A 15,612-nucleotide genomic window follows, 5' to 3' on the forward strand; every position below is an offset into this window, starting at 1 on the left:
ACTTACGTTGGGAAAACTTTAATAGATTGAAATTGCAATTGTTATTGCTCACGGTGGCCGAATTTTCGTTCGGAAATCCGAATATCGCGCCGGTTTTTTGTTCGGGTATCCGAACGCGGCAGAGATCGCCGTCGGGTATTGTCTACTCCGAAATCTTGTATTTGCGGATCTTGTCGTGGAGTGTCGCCTTCGGCACCTTGAGAGCACGGGCCGTCTGCGCAAGGCTACCGCCGAAGCGCTGGAGTTCGGAGGCAATCAGGTTGCGCTCGAAGTCGCCGACCCATTCGGCGAGCGATTGCGGTGAGGCTTGTCCGGCAAGCGCCGGATCGGAAAGACCATGCCATGCAATACCAAGGACAAGACAATCTGCGACGGTCTCCAATTCGCGGACGTTCCCGGGCCAGGAATAGGCCATGAGCCGGTTCATCTGTTCGGTCGTCACCGACGGATGCGGCTTGCGGAAACGGCCGGCGGCATGCAGCATGAAATGCTCAAGTAGGATCGGAATATCCTCGCGCCGTTCCCGCAACGGCGGCAATTCGATCGTTACGGCGCTGAGGCGATAGTAAAGATCGCTACGGAAAGCGCCCGACTGCACGCGCTCGGAAAGATTGGTACCGGCGGCTGCCACGACACGGCACTCGACGGAGATGCTGCGGTTCGACCCGACCCGCTCGATCGTTCGGTCGTGAAGCAGCCGGAACAGCTTGATCTGCACGTTCGGCTGAATAGCGTCGATCTCGTCGAGAAACAGCGTGCCGCGTGTCGCGTGCTCGGCCTTGCCGATTCGGCGTTGCGAAGTGCCCGGGAAAGCCCCAGCTTCATGGCCGAACAATTCGCTTTCGAGCAGTTCGTCGGCGATCCCCGTGCAACTGACGGAGACCAGCGACGCGTTCCTGCGGCGCGAATGCCTGTGCAATGCCCGTGCAACGAGTTCTTTGCCGACGCCCGTCTCTCCCAGAAGAAGCACGTCGACATTCGCGTCGGCGATATCGGCAATGACGCTGCGCACCTTGCGGATCTGCGCCGATTTGCCGATCAGCTTGCCCTCGACACCATCGAGGCGGGCCAGACGCTGACGCAGATCGGAGACTTCCAGTGTCAGCATTCGCTTCTCCCGCGCGCGCTGAACGACATCGATCAGCCTGTCCGATCCGAAAGGTTTTGTCATGAACTCATAGGCACCGCTACGCATCGCCTCGACGGCGACCGCGATATCACCATGGCCGGTGACGACAATCACCGGCAGGTCACGGTCGAGCTCCGCGCAGCGCTTGACAACGCTGAGGCCGTCCATGCCAGGAAGCTTGAGATCCGTGACGACGATGCCCTCAAAGCCAGACTTCAGAAGACGCAGGGCGTCCTCGGCTTTGTCAAATCCGAGCGCCTCCATGCCGGCGAGTTGGATAGCCTGCACGCAACCGAGCCGCAGATTGTGATCGTCCTCGATGACGAGAACAGTGAAACGGCCATTCATGGACCAACCCTTGATGGCGGCTGTGGAAGCAGCAGCAGAAACATGGCGCCCCCCTCCGGCCGGTTGCTTGCAAGGAGATCGCCACCGTAGTCGCGGGCGATGCCGCGCGATATCGCTAGTCCCAACCCCAGTCCTGTCGCCTTGGTCGTGCTGAAGGGAACGAACAGCGTCTCGATCTGCTCCGCATCAAGGCCCTTGCCGCTGTCTTCCACGGCGACGAAGACGCGTCCATCGGGCTTTTGCCCGGCGTGAATGCCGAGATCCCGCGTCTCCGTCAGATCCATCGCGTCGATGGCGTTGACGATCAAATTGACGAGCACCTGCTCGAGCCTGTTGCGATTGCACCAGACGGTTGCCGTTGATCTGCCGCAGGCGTTGGCCACTGCGATCTCTGCCGTGCGAAGACGCGCATCAAGTAGGAAGAGCACGTTGCGAACCGCAGCCGAGACGTCGGCCTCCTCAGGCTCGGCCGGGGATTTTCGCGCAAAGGACCTCAGTGGATGGATGATCCCTCCTATCTTCTCAATCAGATCGTCGACGATCGCCAGATTGCCCTGGGCATTGGCAATGTCGCCGCGCCGGACAAATTCGCGAGCATTGCCGGCAAGCGTCTGAATGGCTCCGAGCGGCTGGGCGAGTTCGTGTGTGATGCCGGTAGCCAACTCGCCGAATGCCGTCAACTTGGCGGCCTGAACGAGATCGTCCTGCGTGGCGCGCAGCATGGCTTCCGTCTGGATGCGCTCCGCCATTTCCCGGAGGAGTTCGGCGTTGGCATCCGTCAGCGCCCGGGTGCGGCGCGCGACCGTTTCCTCGAGTTCGGCATTCGCCCGCTCCAACGCCTGCCGCGCCTGCTGTTTCTGCCAGGCGGCACGGCGCCGCTGCCATGCGAAGAGGACAAGCGTGAACAGGAATGTGGCTAAGAGCGAGGATAGAGCTGCCACGATCATCGCCTCTGAGCGAACACCGGCAAGGTCGGAAAAGACCAGCAGCCGCCAATCCATGCCGTCGAGCGTGCGTCCTTGAATCAACAGCTGAGCCTTGCGGCTGTTATCACCGGCCGGAATATCAACGACGGAATCGAGCCCGAGCGATGCCGCTTCGGTGTTGAGTTCGACTGTAAGGGGAAAGGCCCCAATGCGATTGCAGCCATACATGCCGGTCAGCTCCAGATCCACGCGCTGGTCGATGGAGACGGGCGTGAGGGAGGTATAGAGCCAATCTTTCTGCGACGAGAGAATGACGACGTTGTCGCGATCCGCGATCAGCGCCGGCTTGCCAAGCAGCGGAAACGCATCAACAACCGGATTGAGGCTGATCTTGACGGTGGCGACGCCGGTGACACGCTTGCCGTTGTGTATCGGGTAGGCGACGAAATATCCGGGCGTATCGCGTGCCTCGCCCAGCGAGAAATGCCGTCCGACGAAGCCGGACAGGGCATCCTGATAATAGGGGCGATAGGCAATGTCCGCCCCAAGCCTGCTGTCATCCTGCCGGGTCGTGTTGCTCGATCCGACGACCAGGCCCCGCTCGTCCGCGACAAAGATCGCCTCGCTGCCGAGCTGGGCGCTCAGTCTGTGGAGGAAGAGGTTGACGGATTCGACATTCTGCGGCGCTCCGCCGCTGACAAGAGAGACGACATCCGCATTCAACTCGATGGTTGCCGGAATGCTGCTCAGCCGGTTGATCATCAAGACCGCGGTACTTGTGAAAATATCAAGCCGATGGCCGGCGTCGGACATGAGCGCCGTCATCGCTTTGGCGTAACCCAACCTGTAACCCGCAACGCCGGCAAGCGTGATGGCGGCGACGGCCAGCAGCGCGACAGCCGCTGCAACAGGGCGGCGCATATTCTTGTCGGAAATATTCATACCTCTGAAGATGGCAGGGAAACGAATTTAATGCTCCGATTTTTCACAGGTCAATAGAGGCAAGATGTGAGTTGATCCAATTCCATGCATTGATTGCCGCACCGAAAGCGGCGGCGATCTCACGTTGTCGGCGACTTAACGATTCACCACCGCTTTCCGCCGCAGAGCATCGCCCGTGCGGTCCGGCGTCCTTCCGCTTCCCTTTAAGCCTACAGGTGATTGAGGAAATGCCGTTGGAGCGCGGCGTTGCCGCATCCAGCGATGGGGCCTGTAAGTTCGATCCGGCTTACGCAAAGCGGTTGCACCGACGCATACCGTCCAACGAGCCAACGAGCGGGTTGCAGGATCCTATAGCGCGTCTGAAAAGACGCGCGGCCTCTAGCCGATCCCGCCGGTCGCGACAAGCCGAACTGTTCCCAGCCGGCCCAATGTTTCAGTGAAGACCCGAGTTTCAGCGGAGAAACGTCACGGCGTCCACGGCCGCGACCGCTTTCGAGAACATGTAGTCGACGACAACGGTCAGCCTCTGCGAATAGATCTTGAGCTGGTTGTTCTCGCCCTCGATTTGAGCCGGGCTGCGCAGAACGAACGGAACGCCCGGGCGCACGAAACCGGCGCGAGTCGTCAGCGGAACCTCGCTCGAATGGCCGATGGCGGAGGTGTACATCAGGTCGCGGGCAAGGCTGGCGGGGCCGACGGCGAATGCCGGCTTGGCAGCGGCAGTGATGGTCAGGGTCAAGGCGATGGCGGCAAGAGTTCTGTGCATGTTGAAGTCCCCGTTTGCGGATCGGCGGGCGTTCGGTTTGCCCGGCTCCAAACGATCGATGCGTCTGTCCACGCTTCGGTCGCTTTCATGAGACCACTCTACACATCAGTATTTTCAGGGCTTTTAAGCGGATCGGTCAAATTTTACGAAATTTGATTTTCTGTACGGAAGGGCTCGGAACGCAGAAGGAAATAGGTCCCGGCCGCGAGCCGGGAATGCAACATCGGCAATGACCTGGACGCTGTATCGCAGTCTACAAAATGCGATCCAGCTTCTTGTTGATATGCAGGTTCGGCATCACTCCCGCGCTTTGCGCGGCATGATAGGATTCGCGGGCCGCATCGAACGAGATCGACCACATGATGGCGCTGAGCAGCAGCGCGATGATATAAATCTGAATACGCATCGAACCGGCGATACGGAACGAGCAAGGCAGTTTTGTGTCAAAACATGGTCACAAGAATCATGAAAAAGTGGCGGGCTTTTTGTTTCGCAGTCGGTTGGCGCCAGACACATTAGTGTCGTGAAAATTAGCGATATTGTATCGCTACCTGTTAGCAGCCGACCCCGAGGCTTGGTTCCTCTTCCCACCCTGAGAACCCTGAGAGACCCGTTCCCAACGGGCCTCTTTGCCTTGTTTCCAGAACAGCAGAGATCGCCTGATCCGAATTGACGCTGAACCGCTGAACGGCACATCTCGATCCCCAATCAGGCCACGCATCCAGCCATGCGCGATGTCACGTTTCTTGCCCTTGCATCAGCGAAGGCATCAGTCCATGACATCGGCCGTCAAAATATATCATTCGATTGACTTATTTTTATGCAAGCGCTATAAAACTGTCATGACCCAAGAACACGACAGCCAGTCACCGGCCTCCGCCCGTGCCGAGATCGCGCGTCAGAAGATGCTGTCCGCCGCCCTCGACGTCTTCGGCCGTTATGGTTTCGACGGCGCGTCGACGCGCCAGCTCACGGAAGCGGCCGGCGTCAACCTCCAGGCAATCCCCTATTATTTCGGCAGCAAGGAAGGTCTCTACATCGCCACCGCCGAATATCTGATGATGCGGATCAATACGCATGTCGGTGACATGAGGGCGCGCGTCGGCGCGCATCTGCTGGCGCTCGACGCTGCAGGCAAACCGCTTGGTGAAGCGGAGGCTCGCCATTTCCTGACCGAGATTTTGCAGACCATGGTGACGTTGTTCGTCGGCAAGGAATCCGAATCCTGGGCGCGCTTCCTGATCCGCGAGCAGATGGAGCCGACAGAAGCCTTCACACGGATCTATCAGGGCCTCATGCGGCCGATGATCGAGATGGGCCGGCGGCTGATCGGCGCTATCCTTCGTGAGGATCCCGCCTCGGAACATGTGCGCCTGCGCACCTTCACCCTTCTCGGCAGCATCCTCGTCTTTCGCGTCGCCCATGCAGCCGTGCTCGCCCAGATGGAGTGGGACGGCGTCGGCCCGGAACAGGTGGAAACCGTGCGCGGCCTCGCCGCAGAGCTGGTCGATGCCATCGGCGCATCGAAAGGAAGTGCAGCATGAAACGCATCCTTCCCATCGCCATCCTTCTTCTCGTTGCGGCGGGTGCCGCCGCCTGGTGGTACGCCCTGCCCCAAAAGCTCGGCTGGTTGCCTGAGGCCAGCCACGAGTTCGTCCTTTACGGCAATGTCGATATCCGCCAGGTCTCGCTCGGGTTCCGTGTCAGCGGCCGTCTCGCCGAACTCCATGCCGACGAAGGCGATGTCGTCAAAACTGGAACGGTTCTGGCAAAACTCGATGCAGCACCCTATGAATTCGCGGTCCGCTCGGGCGAAGCCAATGTCGCAGCCCTCCAGGCAACGCTCGACAAGCTGAAGGCCGGTCCGCGGCCGACAGAAATTGCCCAGGCGCGCGCCGCTTATGACGAAAGTATCGCCGATCTCCGCAATGCCAACCTCGCCTATGACCGCGCCCGCCAGTTGCGCCCGCAGGGCACGATCTCCGAGGCCAGCCTTGATCAGGCGACCGCTGCAAGAGCCATGGCCGCCGCACGCTCCGACTCCGCCAACGAGGCGTTGAAACTGCTGCTGGAAGGCTCCCGTGTCGAGGATATCGCCGTAGCCGACGCCCAGCTGAAGGCGGCGCAGGCAACGCTTGCCTCCGCCCGCACCTCGCTGGATGATACCGAACTGCGCGCGCCGAACGACGGCGTCATCCTCTCCCGCGTCAGGGAGAATGGCGCGATCGTCTCGCCGGCAGACACCGTCTTCGTGTTGTCGCTGACCGAACCGGTCTGGGTGCGCACCTATGTTGCCGAACCCGATCTCGGCCGCATCCATCCCGGCATGAAGGTTGCGGTCACCTCCGATACGGCGCCCGACAAACCCTATGAAGGCACGATCGGCTTCATCTCGCCGGTTGCCGAATTCACGCCGAAATCGGTGGAAACGCCGGAACTGAGGACAGACCTCGTCTATCGCCTGCGTGTTGTCATCGGCAAGCCCGGCCCGGATCTGCGCCAGGGAATGCCGGTCACCGTGCGTTTTCCCACGCCGACGGCGGGCGGACAATGACCGCCGCCGAGGCCGGCCGGGGCGACAAGCCCCTCGTCCGGATGGACGGCGTCACCAAGCGCTTCGGCGATGCACCGGCCGCCCTTGACGCCGTCTCCGGCATGATCGGCGGCGGCGCAATCACCGGTCTCGTCGGCCCTGACGGCGCCGGCAAGACGACGCTGATCCGCCTAATGACCGGCCTGATGCTGCCCGACACGGGAACGATGGAGGTTCTCGGCTTCGACACACGCAAGAACGCCGCCGGCATCCAGGCGGCGATCGGCTATATGCCGCAGCGCTTCGGTCTCTATGAGGACCTTTCGGTGCAGGAAAACCTCGATCTCTATGCCGATCTGCGCGGCCTGCCGAAGGGTGAGCGTGCCGAGGCGTTCGACGAGCTGCTGACCTTTACCGACCTCAAGCGTTTCACCGGTAGGTTCGCCGGAAAGCTCTCCGGCGGCATGAAGCAGAAGCTCGGCCTTGCCTGCGCGCTTCTGAAGAAGCCGCGCCTGCTGCTGCTCGACGAGCCGGGCGTCGGCGTCGACCCGATCTCGCGCCGCGACCTCTGGAAGATGGTTGAAAACCTGACCAAGGAAGGCATCGGCGTGCTCTGGTCGACCGCCTATCTCGACGAGGCTGAAGCCTGCGACCATGTGCTGCTCTTGAACCAGGGAAAGCTGCTCTTTTCGGGAAAACCTGATGACATGACCGGCCGCGTCAGCGACCGGGTTTTCCGCGTCTCGGGCATGACAGGGCGCCGCCGGCAGGTGCTCGCAGGGCTTCTGCAGGCCGATGGCGTCATCGACGGCGTGATCCAGGGCGAAGCGATCCGCCTGGTCGCCGCCAAGGACAAGAAACCGGATATCGGCTCGGCCGGCGATGGCGCAACGCTCACCCCTGCCCCCCCGCGTTTCGAGGATGCCTTCATCGACATGCTGGGCGGTGGTCCTGGCGGCCGCTCGAGGCTGGCCGAAGCGCAAGAACCAACGAAAGGCGAGGACGACCGGCCGGTGATCGAGGCCAAGGGGCTGACCAAGCGCTTCGGCGATTTCACCGCTGCCGACAATATCAGCTTCGATATCCGTCGCGGCGAAATCTTCGGCCTGCTCGGCCCGAACGGCGCCGGCAAATCCACCACCTTCAAGATGCTCTGCGGCCTGCTGAAGCCGACCGGTGGCGAAGGCCGCGTCGCCGGTTTCGACCTTCGTCGCGATGCCGCCGAAGCCCGCAACCAGCTTGGCTATATGGCGCAGAAATTCTCGCTCTATGGCGATCTGACCGTCATGCAGAACCTCGAATTCTTCTCCGGCGTCTATGGCCTTCGCGGAAGACACCGGCGCGAGCGCATTGACCTGGTGGCCGGCATCTTCGATTTCGGCCGCCATATCAGCCAACCGGCCAAGGACCTCCCGCTCGGCCTGAAGCAGCGCCTGGCGCTTGCCTGCGCCGTCATGCACGAGCCGCGCGCCCTCTTCCTCGACGAACCGACCTCCGGCGTCGATCCGATCACCCGGCGCGAATTCTGGACGCATATCAACGCCCTGGTCGAAAAGGGCGTTACCGTGCTCGTCACCACCCATTTCATGGACGAGGCGGAATATTGCGACCGCATCTCGCTGATCTACCGCGGCCGCTCGATCGCGCTTGGTTCGCCCGATGAATTGAAGGCCCGCGTCGCGACCAAGGAGCTGCCCGACCCGACGATGGAGGATGCCTTCATCGCCCTGGTGCAGCAATCCGAGAAGGAGGATGCAGCATGAGCACCTCTTCCGGCCGGATGCGACGTCTCCTGGCGCTCGTGCGCAAGGAAAGCTTTCAGGCGATCCGCGATCCGAGCAGCATCCTCATCGCCTTCGTGCTGCCGCTGATTCTGCTTTTTCTTTTCGGCTACGGCGTCTCGCTCGATACCACCCGCACCCGCATCGGCCTCGTGACCGAGGAGATGACGCCGCTGACGCAGGATCTGTCGGCCAGTTTCCAGGCCTCGCGCTATTTCGATGTGGCGATCGGCCGCGACCGGCATCTGTTCGAGGAAGACCTCGTGCTCGGCAAGCTGCGCGGCATCGTCGTCATCCCCGCCGACTTCACCACGCGCTACACCGCCGGCAACCGCCCCGATATCCAGGTGATCGTCGATGGCTCCGAACCGAACACGGCGAATTTCGTGCAGAACTATGCCCAAGGCACTGTTGCCAACTGGGAGCGGCAGAGGCAGGCGGACGTCGCCTCCCACAGTCCCGCCATTTCGGTCGAGCAGCGCTTCTGGTTCAATCCCGAACTGACCAGCCGCAATTTCCTCGTGCCCGGCTCGATCGCCATCGTCATGACGCTGGTCGGCACGCTTCTGACCTCGCTCGTCGTCGCCCGCGAATGGGAGCGCGGTACGATGGAGGCGATGATGGCGACACCGGTGACGGCGGTCGAACTGCTCGCCGGCAAGATCCTGCCCTATTTCCTGCTCGGCCTCACCTCGATGACGCTCTGCGTGCTGCTTGCGGTCTTTCTCTTCGGCGTGCCGTTTCGCGGCTCCGTCGCGGCTCTTTACGCGCTGTCGGCCGCTTTCCTGATCCCGGCGCTTGGCCAGGGCCTGTTGATCTCGACGGCCACGAAGAACCAGTTCCTTGCCTCGCAGCTGGCGCTGATCTCCGCCTTTCTCCCTGCTTTCCTGCTGTCTGGCTTCCTCTTCGAGATCAATTCCATGCCTGAAGTGATCCAGTGGATCACCTTCATCGTGCCGGCGCGCTACCTGATCCCCAGCCTGCAGACGGTGTTCCTGGCCGGCGACATCTGGCCGATGTTCGGCCAAGCGATCGGCGTGATGCTGACGATCGGCGCCATCATGTTCGTGCTTGCGGCCCGCAGCACTAGAAAGAGGATCGCTTGAGATGTGGACAAGGCTCTACGCCCTGATCGTCAAGGAACTGCTCGCCGTCCTGCGTGATCCCAAGGGCCGCGCCATCCTGATCGGCCCGCCGATCGTCCAGCTTCTCGTCTTCTCCTATGCGGCAACGCTCGAAGTCCGCAATGTCGACGTGATGATCCTCAACCGAGACAGCGGTCACTGGGGCCAGGAACTGATCGAGCGCATCGATGGCTCGCCAACCTTCCGGAAAATCGAGATTGCAGGAAGCCAGGCGGAGGTCCGGGTGGCGATCGACAACCAGACGGCCATTGCCGCCGTTGAGATCGGCCCGGACTTTTCCCGCAATATCGAGGCGGGAACGCCGGCCGACCTGCAGATGGTGCTTGATGGCCGTCGCTCCAACGCCTCGCAGATCGTCGCGGGCTATCTCTCGCAGATCGGTGCAGCCCTCGCTGCCGAGACCCCGGCCGGCAAACGCGCCGGCGCCGATATCGTCTCGACCGTGCCGCGCAACTGGTTCAACCCGAACCTCACCTATCAATGGTTCATGGTGCCGAACCTGATCGCTAGCATCGCGCTGCTGATCGGCCTGATCGTCACGGCGCTGTCGATCGCCCGCGAACGCGAGCTCGGCACCTTCGATCAACTGATGGTCTCGCCGCTCCGCATCCACGAGATCCTGATCGGCAAACTGATCCCGCCGATGATGATCGGCCTCTTCCACATCACCGTCTATATCCTGGCCGCCGTCTTCCTCTTCGACGTGCCGCTGCGCGGCTCGCTCTTCCTGCTGTACGGCAGCGCGATCTTCTATCTCGGTTCGGTCGCCGGCCTTGGCCTCTTCATCTCGGCGCTGTCGATGACGCAGCAGCAGGCGATCCTCGGCGCCTTCCTGTTCATGGTCCCCGCCATGCTCCTTTCCGGCTTCGCGACGCCGATCGAGAACATGCCGGGCTGGTTGCAACCGGTGACCCTGATCAATCCGCTGCGCTATTTCCTGGTGATCGTCAAAGGCGTCTTCCTCAAGGATATTCCGCTGAGCGAGGTGGTGAACCAGACGATTCCGCTGGCGCTGATCGCCACTGTTACGCTCAGCGCCGCCGCCTGGCTCTTCCGCCGGCGGCTGGAATAACCAATGCTTCGGCCGCCTCACAGAATGTGAACCGGCCTTCCAAAGCGTGACTCTCTCCTGCCGGAACCTCGGATTGGCGCGGTCGTTACCCAAGCGCAACCCCAGCAAAGGAGAAGCAAAATGTACAAGATCCTACTTGTCTCCAGCGCCCTTGCGCTGTCGTCGCTCGTCACCAATGCGCTAGCTGACGGAGCGGTCACCGGTGCTGCCGGTGGCGCCATCACCGGCGCAATCGTCGGCGGCCCCGTGGGTGCTGCCATTGGCGGTGTGGCCGGTGGTGTCGCCGGTGCCGTTGTCGATCCGCCACCGCGCGAGGTCGTCACCTATGTCCAGCAGCAGCCGGCTCCGACCGCCTCCGTGGTCATCCAGGAACCGATCGTCGTCGGCAAGCCGCTTCCGGCAGACGTCATCGTGACGCCGGTGCCTGACAATCCGAAATATGCCTATACGGTCATCAACAATCAACGCGTGATTGTCGAACCCCGCACCCACCGCGTGGTGCAGGTGATTGAATAAACAAGAAGAAAGGGTCCGCCTCCGGACCCTTTCTTCTCTAAGCGAAAGCCGCCGCCCCGAAAGGACGGCGGTCGTGCTGTCTGATCGGGCGGATCAGACCTTCAGCTCGCGCCGCTCGCGTTCGGTCACCATCGCGAGGTCTAGCACCTTCTGCAGGTTGGCGGCGTGGCGGAAGTTCGGGTCCGGCTGGATGCCGCTTGCCACGGCCTCGGCAAAACGCTGGTAGTTGGTCGCCACCGGTTCAACCTCGATCTTCGTCCAGGTGGCGGTTTCGACATCCTCGCCGAGGCAGCCATGCAGCTCGGAACCGCTGGGACGATGGATGACCTCAAGGCTGCCCCTCTCGCCATAAATGCGCAGCTTCAACTCGTTCAGATGCCCTGTCGCCCAGCGGCTGGCATGGATGACGCCGAGCGCACCGTTGGCAAAATCGACGGACATGGTGAAGCTGTCATTGGCATCGAGCAAATATTCGCCGATCTGGCCGCCCGGCGCCTTGTTGAACGTCTTCAACCGGGCAAAGACGTGATCGATGTCGGTCGCCGCGCCATAGGCGGCGAAATCGAGAATATGGATGCCGACGTCGCCAAGCACGCCGTTCGAACCGTGGCCGGTGGAAAGCCGCCACAGCCAGGTCGATTCCGTGCGCCAGTCGCCCCAGGCACGCGACACCAGCCAGCTCTGGAGATAGGAGGCTTCCACGTGTCTGATCGTGCCTAGCTCGCCGGCGAGCACCATCTCGCGGGCGCGCTGCAGCGGCGCGACGTTGCGATAGGTGAGATTGACCATGTTGATGACGCCGGCCTTTTCGGCCGCCTCCGTCATCTCCAGCGCCTTCGCATAGTTCTCCGCCAGCGGCTTTTCGCAGAAGACGTGCTTGCCCGCAGCAATCAGCGCCATCGTCGTCGGGTGATGGATGCGGTCGGGCGTGACATTTGTCGCCGCATCGAATTCACCCCAGGCGATCGCCTCCTCCAGCGAAAGAAATCGCTTTTCAATGTTGAACTTGTCGGCAAAGGCCGAAAGCCGCTCGGGATCGGTGTCGACGGCGCCGACCACCGTCACGCCGTCGATGAGGGGGAAGCGGGCGAGCTGGTTTTTCGCCATCACCCCCGTGCCAAGAACGAGTAGTCGCATGGATGCTCCTCAGCGGTAACCGGCTTCGCCGGCCTGGTGCAGTCTCGGGCCGCGTTCGACGATCGGCTCCAGTGCTTTTTCTACCGGCACATTTGGAGCATCGGTAATGCTCGTCAACGGCCCCTCGGGATTATAGGCCCACTTCACGCCGTTGATCAGCACCTTCTGGACATTGACGTCATGATAGGTCGGATAGGTCTCGTGGCCGGGGCGGAAATAGAAGATGTTGCCGGCGCCGCGGCGCCAGGTCAGGCCTGAGCGGAACACTTCACCGCCCTGGAACCACGAGATGAACACCGTTTCGAGCGGTTCCGGCACAGAGAACTGCTCGCCGTACATTTCCTCGTTCTCAAGCTCGAAATGCTCGCCGATGCCGGCGGCGATCGGATGGCGCTGGTTGATCGTCCACAGACGCTCACGCTCACCCGCTTCGCGCCATTTCAGTGCGCAGGGCGTGCCCATAAGCCGCTTGAAGATCTTGGAGAAATGGCCGGAATGCAGCACCAGCAGGCCCATGCCTTCCCAGACGCGCTTGGCAACACGCTCGACGACGACGTCGGAGACCGCGCCGTGATCCTTGTGGCCCCACCAGGTCAAGACGTCGGTCTCAGTAAGGCGGGCTTCGCTGAGGCCGTGTTCCGGCTCCTGCAGCGTCGCCGTCGTCGCCGAGATACTTGGATCGGTGTTTAGCGCATTGGCGATCGTCGTGTGCATGCCCTCAGGATAGATCCCCCGGACGATCTCATTGGTAGTCTCGTGAATATTCTCTCCCCAGACGACGGTGCGAATGGCCATGATGTGCTCCTGTAGGACCTGGAAATATCGATAGGCGGGAAGGCAGGATTCAAAGCGCTTTGGAAAACGGCGCTGGTTGCGCCTCGTCTCCTCCACGTCCAAGGAACACATAGACCTTTGTCAGTATTTTGACAAAGGGGAAAATTTATCGGCCGAAGGCGGAGAAACCACCTGCCAATATCACAGCAATATCAATGCGAAACGGATTTCGAGAACAGATTGACGACCATAACGCCCGATATGATCAGCCCAAGGCCGACGATCGCCGGCAGGTCGAGGCGCTGCTTGAAGAACACCAGGCCGACCGAGGAAATCAGCACGATTCCCAAAGCGCTCCAAATCGCATAGGCGATACCGACCGGGATGCTTTTCAGAGTCAGCGACAGGCAATAGAAGGCGGCCGCATAACAGGCGACGACGAGTGCCGTCGGCCCGATGCGGGTAAACTGCTGCGACAGCTGCAGTGCGGTCGTGCCGATGACCTCGAGCACGATGGCTGCAAACAGCAGCCCGTAGACGGCGGCCTGGCTCATGGCGAATTCCTTTTCGAATTACTTGCCGGTCAGTTCGACAAGGCGAACGATAAGATCCCGCCTTAGAACGCCGTTGATATCATGGCTTTCCAACGTATCTGCGAACCAAAGACCGTCGGCGGCGAAACGCACGACTTGCGCGTCGAGGGAGGAGTCGGTGCCGATATATTCCTCCGCCCGCGCCTGCACCCATTGGCGCCAACGAAGACGCAGCCGGGGTTCGGCAAGAAGCGCGATCGTCACCTGCGTCCAACTCCTGGAATCGTCGGGACGCTCCTTGAGACCGGATACCGCCCTCAGATAAGCGCGGGTGAAGCGCCCCTGCGGCAGCGGATCGCCGCGCATCAGTTCCTCTATATCGGCGTCGAACTTTTCGAGCAGGCTCTCGAACAGCGCATCGAGCAGCGCATTCTTCGTCGGGAAGTGATGCAGCAGCCCGCCCTTGCTGACGCTGGACGCAGCGGAAACCGCATCGAGCGTGACGGCGGCCATGCCGTCGCTGGCAGCAAGGCGCGCGGCGACCTCCAGCAACTGCTGGCGCACGAGCACGGGCTGTTTCTTGCGATGATGAGCGTTCGACATGCAGATAAAAGATACCGTCCGGACGGTTTTGTCAAGGAGAATCGGCCGCAACCCCTGCCGTGCCGGCATTATGCGCGAAATGCCGCGGCAACTTGATGACAGTTGCGATCATTTTCCGACCGGTGCATGAAGAGGCCGGGGAATGGTTGAGGCAATGGGGATGGTTTCGTGACGGAGAAGGTCACCACCTTATATCAGGCGATCGGCGGCGATCCTGTCGTGCGGGCACTGACGCACCGTTTCTACGAACTGATGGACAGCTTGCCGGAGGCGAGCAACGTGCGCGCCGTACACCCGCCGAGCCTTGTGGGCAGCGAAGAGAAATTTTACGAATATATGACCGGTTATCTCGGCGGCCCGCCGCTCTATACCGATAAGCGCGGCCATCCGCGTCTGCGCAGCCGCCATTTCGTCGCCGAGATCGGCCCTGTCGAGCGCGACGAATGGCTGCTCTGCTTCCGCCGCGCCCTGGACGAGACGGTCGCAAGCCAAGCGCTGCGCGATCTCATCTGGGCGCCGGTGGAACGGCTCGCCTATCACATGCAGAACAAGGCTACCGACAACAAGGAACAATCATGAGCTTGAACGCGCGTCTGGAGCCGGTGCTCTATCTCTTTGCCGGCCTGTTTGGCGTAGCCGGCGTGGCGCTTGCCGCCCTTGCTGCCCATGGCGGCGGAGAGGCCAATCTTGCGGCATCCGCATCTGCCATGTGCCTTGCCCACGCCCCTGCCCTGCTCGCATTGGCTCTCGGCAACGCCAGGTTCAGAACCGCCTGGCTGGCCGGTTTCCTGATGATTGTCGGAACGCTGCTTTTTGCGGGCGATCTCGTCACCCTGCGCTTCACCGGCTCCGGCCTCTTCCCCTACGCCGCGCCGACCGGCGGCTGGGCGATGATGCTTGGCTGGCTGGCCGTTACGGCGGGCGCGGTTCTGCGCGTCCGTCCGTAAGGGAGCTTGGAATAGCGCTCTACCGATTGCTTAAGCCTCAATGAGGCATCACGGCGCAGACGCATCTCTCCTCCTTCGTTCCTGTGCCTGTCACAGGAACGAAGAGTATCGCCTATACCGAAAGGCGAAACCGTATCGACCGGAATTAAATGCTGTCGACCACGTTGAAGCCCTCGAAGACCGGCGGCCCCTTGTAGATCGCTTTGTGATCGCCGGCATTGCGGTGCGCCGCGCGAAAGCTCTCGGACTTCGTCCAGTTCTGAAAATCAGCTTCGCTCTTCCAGACCGTGTGCGAGGAATAGAGCGTATAGCCCTCCTCGTCGTTGACCTTGCCGCGCAGCAGGCGGAATTCGACGAAACCGGGCACCGCGGCTAGGCTGGAATCGCGATTGCGCCAGACCGTCTCGAAATCACCTTCGCTCCCGGTTGCAACCTTGAAGCGGTTCATTGCGATATACAT

The 15,612-nt window shown here is 61.5% G+C and carries 17 protein-coding genes; 8 read left to right on the forward strand and 9 right to left on the reverse strand.

What is annotated here, in order from left to right; genetic code table 11:
- Nucleotides 1-142: 142 nt before the first annotated feature.
- From OLZ32_RS08455 to OLZ32_RS08470, 4 genes are all read right to left on the reverse strand, one after another.
- Nucleotides 143-1,477, reverse strand: coding sequence for a sigma-54-dependent transcriptional regulator (locus OLZ32_RS08455; RefSeq protein WP_264397507.1), 1,335 nt, complete (start codon nt 1,475-1,477; stop codon nt 143-145).
- Complete coding sequence (locus tag OLZ32_RS08460) at nt 1,474-3,324, reverse strand: ATP-binding protein (protein WP_264397506.1); 1,851 nt, start codon at nt 3,322-3,324, stop codon at nt 1,474-1,476. The genes OLZ32_RS08455 and OLZ32_RS08460 overlap by 4 nt, the downstream gene beginning before the upstream one ends.
- Before the next feature lie 472 nt (nt 3,325-3,796).
- Complete coding sequence (locus tag OLZ32_RS08465) at nt 3,797-4,111, reverse strand: hypothetical protein (protein ID WP_003542180.1); 315 nt, start codon at nt 4,109-4,111, stop codon at nt 3,797-3,799.
- Between the two features lie 253 nt (nt 4,112-4,364).
- Nucleotides 4,365-4,517: a hypothetical protein gene (locus tag OLZ32_RS08470; protein ID WP_003542181.1), complete on the reverse strand. Its 153-nt coding sequence runs from the start codon at nt 4,515-4,517 to the stop codon at nt 4,365-4,367.
- Nucleotides 4,518-4,953: 436 nt separating this feature from the next.
- Between OLZ32_RS08470 and OLZ32_RS08475 the strand changes: the two genes are divergently transcribed.
- From OLZ32_RS08475 to OLZ32_RS08500, 6 genes are all read left to right on the forward strand, one after another.
- Nucleotides 4,954-5,655 (forward strand): CerR family C-terminal domain-containing protein, encoded by a 702-nt coding sequence (locus OLZ32_RS08475; protein WP_032987679.1) that lies wholly within the window; start codon nt 4,954-4,956, stop codon nt 5,653-5,655.
- Nucleotides 5,652-6,665: a secretion protein HlyD gene (gene hlyD, locus OLZ32_RS08480; RefSeq protein WP_264420529.1), complete on the forward strand. Its 1,014-nt coding sequence runs from the start codon at nt 5,652-5,654 to the stop codon at nt 6,663-6,665. The genes OLZ32_RS08475 and hlyD overlap by 4 nt, the downstream gene beginning before the upstream one ends.
- On the forward strand, nt 6,662-8,407 hold the full coding sequence (locus tag OLZ32_RS08485; RefSeq protein WP_264420532.1) for an ATP-binding cassette domain-containing protein: 1,746 nt from the start codon (nt 6,662-6,664) through the stop codon (nt 8,405-8,407). The genes hlyD and OLZ32_RS08485 overlap by 4 nt, the downstream gene beginning before the upstream one ends.
- Nucleotides 8,404-9,531 carry an ABC transporter permease gene (locus tag OLZ32_RS08490; protein WP_264397503.1) on the forward strand — a complete coding sequence of 376 codons (1,128 nt, stop codon included), beginning with the start codon at nt 8,404-8,406 and terminating at the stop codon, nt 9,529-9,531. Before OLZ32_RS08485 ends, OLZ32_RS08490 begins: the two co-directional genes overlap by 4 nt.
- 1 nt (nt 9,532) lies before the next feature.
- On the forward strand, nt 9,533-10,642 hold the full coding sequence (locus OLZ32_RS08495; protein WP_017989191.1) for an ABC transporter permease: 1,110 nt from the start codon (nt 9,533-9,535) through the stop codon (nt 10,640-10,642).
- Nucleotides 10,643-10,762: 120 nt separating this feature from the next.
- On the forward strand, nt 10,763-11,158 hold the full coding sequence (locus tag OLZ32_RS08500) for a DUF1236 domain-containing protein (RefSeq protein ID WP_264397502.1): 396 nt from the start codon (nt 10,763-10,765) through the stop codon (nt 11,156-11,158).
- Nucleotides 11,159-11,251: 93 nt separating this feature from the next.
- Here the strand turns inward: OLZ32_RS08500 and OLZ32_RS08505 are convergent, their stop codons facing one another.
- The 4 genes from OLZ32_RS08505 to OLZ32_RS08520 all read right to left on the reverse strand — a co-directional run bounded on the left by OLZ32_RS08505 (nt 11,252) and on the right by OLZ32_RS08520 (nt 14,205).
- Nucleotides 11,252-12,295: a Gfo/Idh/MocA family protein gene (locus tag OLZ32_RS08505; protein WP_003542190.1), complete on the reverse strand. Its 1,044-nt coding sequence runs from the start codon at nt 12,293-12,295 to the stop codon at nt 11,252-11,254.
- 9 nt (nt 12,296-12,304) lie between these two features.
- On the reverse strand, nt 12,305-13,090 hold the full coding sequence (locus OLZ32_RS08510; RefSeq protein ID WP_264397501.1) for a ThuA domain-containing protein: 786 nt from the start codon (nt 13,088-13,090) through the stop codon (nt 12,305-12,307).
- A gap of 191 nt (nt 13,091-13,281) precedes the next feature.
- Nucleotides 13,282-13,623, reverse strand: a complete 342-nt coding sequence (locus OLZ32_RS08515; protein ID WP_003542195.1) for an SMR family transporter — start codon at nt 13,621-13,623, stop codon at nt 13,282-13,284.
- Nucleotides 13,624-13,641: 18 nt separating this feature from the next.
- Nucleotides 13,642-14,205 carry a TetR/AcrR family transcriptional regulator gene (locus OLZ32_RS08520; protein WP_264397500.1) on the reverse strand — a complete coding sequence of 188 codons (564 nt, stop codon included), beginning with the start codon at nt 14,203-14,205 and terminating at the stop codon, nt 13,642-13,644.
- A gap of 168 nt (nt 14,206-14,373) precedes the next feature.
- Between OLZ32_RS08520 and OLZ32_RS08525 the strand changes: the two genes are divergently transcribed.
- Nucleotides 14,374-14,784, forward strand: coding sequence for a group II truncated hemoglobin (locus OLZ32_RS08525; RefSeq protein ID WP_003542200.1), 411 nt, complete (start codon nt 14,374-14,376; stop codon nt 14,782-14,784).
- The gene (locus OLZ32_RS08530; RefSeq protein WP_003542202.1) at nt 14,781-15,152 is read left to right on the forward strand and encodes a DUF423 domain-containing protein; all 372 of its coding nucleotides are present in this window, start codon (nt 14,781-14,783) and stop codon (nt 15,150-15,152) included. Before OLZ32_RS08525 ends, OLZ32_RS08530 begins: the two co-directional genes overlap by 4 nt.
- 145 nt (nt 15,153-15,297) lie before the next feature.
- Here the strand turns inward: OLZ32_RS08530 and OLZ32_RS08535 are convergent, their stop codons facing one another.
- On the reverse strand, nt 15,298-15,612 hold the full coding sequence (locus OLZ32_RS08535; protein ID WP_017989194.1) for an antibiotic biosynthesis monooxygenase family protein: 315 nt from the start codon (nt 15,610-15,612) through the stop codon (nt 15,298-15,300).

This window comes from Rhizobium acaciae, from assembly GCF_025941625.1.
GTDB lineage: Bacteria > Pseudomonadota > Alphaproteobacteria > Rhizobiales > Rhizobiaceae > Rhizobium > Rhizobium acaciae.